This window comes from Longimicrobium sp. (assembly GCF_036280135.1).
In the GTDB taxonomy this organism is placed as follows: domain Bacteria; phylum Gemmatimonadota; class Gemmatimonadetes; order Longimicrobiales; family Longimicrobiaceae; genus Longimicrobium.
The window spans coordinates 1-3,989 of the sequence record NZ_DASURI010000428.1; the positions used below are offsets into that span (position 1 = coordinate 1).

Consider the following 3,989-nt stretch of genomic DNA (forward strand, 5'->3'; position numbering starts at 1 on the left):
CCCCGCGCGCGGCGGAAAGCACGGGCACCCCGTCCTCTTTGACCGCCGCGTCTTTGGCGAGCTCATGCGCACGGACCTGCCGGAGGGCGCGCGCAGCGTGGTCCACGCCCACGCCGCGGACCTGGCGGCGGTGCCCGTGGACGCGCTGGCCCCGGACCTGGACACCCCCGAAGACTACCGGCGCTGGCGGGACGGCGCGTGACGGAACGGCTGAGCGTGGCGCGCGCGGCGCACCACGCGCGCGAGGCGCTGGAGGGCGGCGACCCCGTGGTGGGGCTCACCGTCCTGGAATCGTCTCCCGGCGGGCCGGCCGCCGGCGAGCGGATGTGCGTCTGGGCCGGTCGCCACGCGGGCACGCTGGGGGACGCGAATCTCGACGCGGCCGCCCTCCGTATCGCACGCAGCGCCCTGGCGGATGACACCCGCCCGGGATCGGCGGAGGTGGAGGCGGACGGCGCGCGCGTCACGGTCTACCTGGAGCCGCACGCCCCGCCGCCGGAGCTGGTGATCGTGGGCGCGGGGCACGTGGCCCGGCCCCTGTGCCAGGTCGGTGCGATGCTGGGCTTTCGCGTGACCGTGCTGGATGACCGGCCGGAGTTCGCCACGCGGGAGCGCTTCCCGGACGCGGCCCAGGTGCGGCGGGCGGACTTCGCGGACCCGTTCCGCGGCATCCGCATCACCCCGCGGACGTTTCTCGTCCTGGTGACGCGCGGCCACAAGTACGACTTCGAGGCGCTGCGCGGCATCCTCCTGGGCCCGTCGCTCCCCGCGTACGTGGGGATGATCGGCAGCCGGCGGCGCACGCGGGCCGCGCTGGAGGCCCTGGCCGCCGAGGGGATCGCGGCGGACCGGCTGCGCGCCGTCCACGCGCCCATCGGGCTGGACGTGGGCGCCGAGACGCCCGAGGAGATCGCCGTGAGCATCGCGGCGGAGCTGGTGATGATTCGCCGCGGCGGCACGGGCCAGCCCCTGCGCGACCGCGAGCGGGTGGCGGACCGCTGGGTCACGCGCGGGCGCGGCGCGGCGGAGGCGGAAGCGGAGTAGGGCCGGATCGGGATCGTCTCGTCCGGCGGCACGGAAGGGAGATGGGACACCGATGTATCGCACCTGCATCTTTTGCTCGGCGGACCTGGGCACCAACGAGTCCATCGAGGCGTTCCCCGTGGGCCGCAGCGTGGCCTTCGACGCCCCGCGCGGGCGCCTGTGGGCCGTGTGCGGCAAGTGCTGCCGCTGGAACCTGGCGCCGCTGGAGGAGCGCTGGGAGGCGGTGGAAGACGCGGAGCGCCGCTTTCGCGACTCGCGGCTGCGCGTGCAGTCGGAGAACATCGGCCTGTGCAAGCTGCCGGACGGCACGCGCCTCATCCGCGTGGGCGAGGCCCTGGCCGGCGAGCTGGCCGCGTGGCGCTACGGCACCCAGCTCGTGCGCCGGCGCCGGCAGTACATCCTGGGCGGCGTGGCCGTGGGCGCGGCGGGGCTCGTGGCCGTGGGCGGCCTGATCGCCCTGCAGATCGGCGGCGGGCTGGGCGGCTTCTGGTCCATCGCCGCGCACGCGTGGGAAGAGAAGCAGCAGCGCAAGGTCATCCACCGCATCCCCGCGGCCCTCTCGCCCACGGGGCGCGAGGTGGCCATCCGCCGCTGGCACGTGCAGGGCGCGCGGCTGGCCGCGGGCGACGACGGCGGCGTGGCGCTGCACGTGCCCGACGTGGAGCAGGAAAAGCGCAAGACGGACGGCTGGGGCCGCGTGAAGTTCAGCCCGTCGACGGAGCTCATGCTGCCGGCGGATCAGGCGCGCGCGGTGCTCAACCGCGCCATGGTGCTCGTGAACAAGAAGGGCGCCTCGCGCGACCGCGTGGGCGATGCCGTGCGGCTCATCGAGGGCGCCACGTCGGCCGAGGCGTACCTGCGGCAGGCGGCCCTGCGCGGCGGCGTGCTGGGCAAGCGCGAGGGGATGGAAAAGCGGCAGCTCACGCCCGTGGCCGCGCTGGCGCTGGAGATGGCCCTGCACGACGAGCAGGAGCGCCGCGCCATGGAAGGCGAGCTGGCCGGGCTGGAGGCCGCGTGGCGCCAGGCGGAGGAGATCGCCGCCATCGCCGACGCGCTCCCGGATCACCTGCCCCCCTCCGAGCCCCCGCGCCTGCACCTGCGCGGCTGAGTGCCGTCCTCTCGGAGCCGGTGCGACGGGTGATGTCGATCGCGGATCGGATTCGATCAGGCGGCCGTCTCCGGGCTGGAGTGGGTGATGCCGATCGCGGGTCTGATCCGGGAAGGCCGTCTCCGCGCCGGGTGGGTGATGCCGATCGCGGACGGGATTCGATCAGACGCCGTCCCCGGCCGGAGTGGGTGATGCCGGTCGCGGATCGGGATCGAGCCGGCATCGCGGCGTCCCAGCCCCGGCGAATGAATTCGCGGCTCCGACTGCGCGATGTCGGCCTTCGCCGACAGCTCCTGCCGCACGCCATCGCCGTGCACACCGGCCGCGTCCGAGCCATCGAAGCCCGCCCCGGTGCACGGGAGGCGACCTCCGCCGGGGCAGTCCGCGCAGGCGGACTTCGTGCCTTTCCAGCGGCGAATTCATTCGCTCCGGCTGAGGACGCCCGCCGGGACGATCCGCACCCTCGGGTTTCTCCTTTCCGGACGCACCGGGATCCGCTCCGATCCCCACACGGTGGAGAACGATGTACGCCAACTGCATCTTCTGCTCGGCCGCGCTGGGAGGCAACGAGTCCCTGTCCCACTTTCCCGTGGGAAGCACGCTGGCCTTCGACGGCGAGAAGGGGCGGCTGTGGGCCGTGTGCCCGCGGTGCGCGCGGTGGAACCTGGCGCCCCTGGAGGAGCGCTGGGAGGCCATCGAGGACGCCGAGCGCCGGTTCCGCGACTGCCGGCTGCGCGCCCAGCGCGAGAACATCGGCCTGGCGCGGCTGGCGGACGGAACCCGCCTGGTCCGCGTGGGACGGGCCGGGCAGGGCGAGCTGGCCGCGTGGCGCTACGGCCGCCACCTGCTGCGGCGGCGAAAGAGCTACCTCGTGGCCGCGGGCGCCGTCGCCGCCACGGGCGGGGTGGCCGCGGTGGCCGCCGCCGCCGCGCTGGTGGCGGCCACCCTCACCCTGCCTTTCGTCTTCGTGGCGGGGCAGGGCGTCATCGCCATCGCGGAGGGTACGTACAACGCCATCAACCGCGGCGCCAACCGCCTGTGGCACGCGGGCACGGACGGCCGCGTGCTGCTGCGCCTGTCCTCCGCCGAGACGGGCGGCGCGGAGCGCTGGCTGCGCAAGGCGGATTTTCGCGGCGCGTTCATGGACTGGGACGATGAGGCCGGCACGCCGTTCGTGCAGGTGCCCACCATCAGCGGCGGGTTCGTGGCGCTGCACGGCGCCCGCGCGCGCACCGCGCTGGGGCGCAGCCTTGCCCTCATGAACATCCGCGGCGCCACGCCCCTGCAGGTGCAGGGCGCCGTGCGCTCCATCTCCGGCGCGGGATCGGCCCAGGCATGGCTGGAACGCGCGGCACGCGGCGGGCTTACCCTGGAGCTGCCCGAGGACCCGGCCGCCTACTGGTACCGCCGCGCGGCGCGCGAAAGCCGCGGGCCCATGGATCGTCTCACGCGCGAACGGCAGGAGATGGCGGTGCTGGGAGACCGCAGCCCCCTGGGCGGCGACCACGCCTACCTGCAGATGCGCGCGGCCGCCCTCGAGATGGCCCTGCACGAGGAGACGGAGCGTCGCGCGCTCGAGGGCGAGCTGGCGGCGCTGGAGGAGATGTGGCGGCAGGCGGAGGAGATCGCGTCCATCGCCGATCGCCTGCCCGACGACGTCCCCGCCGCCGTGCCGCCGCGGCTGGCGTAACGCCCGGGGAGAGACGGATGTACCGCAACTGCATCTTCTGCGCGGCGGACCTGGGCTCCAACGAGTCCGTGGAGCACTTTCCCGTGGGCCGCAGCCTGGCGTTCGATGCCGAGCGGGGGCGGCTGTGGGCCGTGTGCCCGCGGTGCG

General features: G+C 74.8%; 3 protein-coding genes and 1 pseudogene. All 4 read left to right on the forward strand.

Annotated elements, in window-relative coordinates:
• A pseudogene (locus tag VFZ20_RS13750) lies at nt 1–202 on the forward strand (nucleotidyltransferase family protein); the annotation flags it as partial.
• Complete coding sequence (locus VFZ20_RS13755; protein ID WP_329684468.1) at nt 199–1,044, forward strand: XdhC family protein; 846 nt, start codon at nt 199–201, stop codon at nt 1,042–1,044. The pseudogene VFZ20_RS13750 and the gene VFZ20_RS13755, both read left to right, overlap by 4 nt.
• A gap of 52 nt (nt 1,045–1,096) precedes the next feature.
• On the forward strand, nt 1,097–2,152 hold the full coding sequence (locus VFZ20_RS13760; RefSeq protein ID WP_329684469.1) for a hypothetical protein: 1,056 nt from the start codon (nt 1,097–1,099) through the stop codon (nt 2,150–2,152).
• A 523-nt stretch (nt 2,153–2,675) separates the two neighbouring features.
• The gene (locus tag VFZ20_RS13765) at nt 2,676–3,842 is read left to right on the forward strand and encodes a hypothetical protein (protein WP_329684470.1); all 1,167 of its coding nucleotides are present in this window, start codon (nt 2,676–2,678) and stop codon (nt 3,840–3,842) included.
• Nucleotides 3,843–3,989 lie beyond the last annotated feature (147 nt).

Excerpts from the sequence above, each read along its gene's own strand:
- VFZ20_RS13760 (WP_329684469.1), top strand. The coding sequence starts at position 1,097 with ATGTATCGCACCTGCATCTTTTGCTCGGCGGACCTGGGCACCAACGAG.
- VFZ20_RS13765 (WP_329684470.1), top strand. The coding sequence starts at position 2,676 with ATGTACGCCAACTGCATCTTCTGCTCGGCCGCGCTGGGAGGCAACGAG.